Origin of the sequence: Streptomyces sp. NPDC057950, from assembly GCF_042887295.1 — a bacterium.
In the GTDB taxonomy this organism is placed as follows: domain Bacteria; phylum Actinomycetota; class Actinomycetes; order Streptomycetales; family Streptomycetaceae; genus Streptomyces; species Streptomyces kaempferi.
In genome coordinates this window covers 1,509-3,416 of sequence record NZ_JBHVPP010000054.1, presented here as the reverse complement: position 1 = coordinate 3,416, position 1,908 = coordinate 1,509, and the positions used below count along the sequence as shown (strand labels likewise).

General features: G+C 58.0%; 1 rRNA gene (cut by a window edge). It reads left to right on the top strand.

Going from position 1 to position 1,908, the window contains the following annotated elements:
- Window positions 1–205 precede the first annotated feature (205 nt).
- Window positions 206–1,908: ribosomal RNA gene (locus ACFVTC_RS42700) — 23S ribosomal RNA — on the top strand (it continues 1,487 nt past the right edge of the window).

The following is a 1,908-nucleotide window of genomic DNA, read 5'->3' as shown; positions in this document are numbered from 1 at the left end:
TGTCATCTCAGGCTGCGAGTACTGTCCTTCGGGGCGTGGAAAGCTGATCGGAGTGGCGAGGGTGTCGGGCACGCTGTTGGGTGTCTGAAGGTACGGCCGATCGTTGGCTGCCTTCAGTGCCGGCCCCAGTGAACTCCGGTGTGAACCGGGGGTGATGGGTGGTTGGTCGTTGTTTGAGAACTGCACAGTGGACGCGAGCATCTGTGGCCAAGTTTTTAAGGGCGCACGGTGGATGCCTTGGCACCAGGAACCGATGAAGGACGTGGGAGGCCACGATAGTCCCCGGGGAGTCGTCAACCAGGCTTTGATCCGGGGGTTTCCGAATGGGGAAACCCGGCAGTCGTCATGGGCTGTCACCCTTGCCTGAACACATAGGGCAAGTGGAGGGAACGCGGGGAAGTGAAACATCTCAGTACCCGCAGGAAGAGAAAACAACCGTGATTCCGGGAGTAGTGGCGAGCGAAACTGGATGAGGCCAAACCATATGCGTGTGAGACCCGGCAGGGGTTGCGCATGTGGGGTTGTGGGATTTCTCTTTCACGGTCTGCCGGCCGTGAGACGAGTCAGAAACCGTTGATGTAGGCGAAGGACATGCGAAAGGTCCGGCGTAGAGGGTAAGACCCCCGTAGTCGAAACATCAACGGCTCGTTTGAGAAACACCCAAGTAGCACGGGGCCCGAGAAATCCCGTGTGAATCTGGCGGGACCACCCGCTAAGCCTAAATATTCCCTGGTGACCGATAGCGGATAGTACCGTGAGGGAATGGTGAAAAGTACCGCGGGAGCGGAGTGAAATAGTACCTGAAACCGTGTGCCTACAAGCCGTGGGAGCGTCGCGCATTGAGTTTACTCAGTGCGTCGTGACTGCGTGCCTTTTGAAGAATGAGCCTGCGAGTTTGCGGTGTGTTGCGAGGTTAACCCGTGTGGGGAAGCCGTAGCGAAAGCGAGTCCGAATAGGGCGATTTAGTAGCGCGCTCAAGACCCGAAGCGGAGTGATCTAGCCATGGGCAGGTTGAAGCGGCTGTAAGAGGTCGTGGAGGACCGAACCCACCAGGGTTGAAAACCTGGGGGATGACCTGTGGTTAGGGGTGAAAGGCCAATCAAACTCCGTGATAGCTGGTTCTCCCCGAAATGCATTTAGGTGCAGCGTCGTGTGTTTCTTGCCGGAGGTAGAGCACTGGATAGGCGATGGGCCCTACCGGGTTACTGACCTTAGCCAAACTCCGAATGCCGGTAAGTGAGAGCGCGGCAGTGAGACTGTGGGGGATAAGCTCCATGGTCGAGAGGGAAACAGCCCAGAGCATCGACTAAGGCCCCTAAGCGTACGCTAAGTGGGAAAGGATGTGGAGTCGCACAGACAACCAGGAGGTTGGCTTAGAAGCAGCCACCCTTGAAAGAGTGCGTAATAGCTCACTGGTCTAGTGATTCCGCGCCGACAATGTAGCGGGGCTCAAGCGTACCGCCGAAGTCGTGTCATTGCAGCAATAGGGCCAACGCCTGCTGTGATGGGTAGGGGAGCGTCGTGTGCCGGGTGAAGCCGCGCCGGAAGGCAGTGGTGGACGGTTCACGAGTGAGAATGCAGGCATGAGTAGCGATACACACGTGAGAAACGTGTGCGCCGATTGACTAAGGGTTCCTGGGTCAAGCTGATCTGCCCAGGGTAAGTCGGGACCTAAGGCGAGGCCGACAGGCGTAGTCGATGGATAACCGGTTGATATTCCGGTACCCGCTGTGAAGCGTCAAACATTGAACCAGGCGATGCTAAGTCCGTGAAGCCGCCCCGGAGCCTTCGGGCAAAGGGGAGTGGTGGAGCCGACGGACCAGACCTGTAGTAGGTGAGTGATGGGGTGACGCAGGAAGGTAGTCCATCCCGGGCGGTGGTTGTCCCGGGGTAAGGGTGTAGGCACGT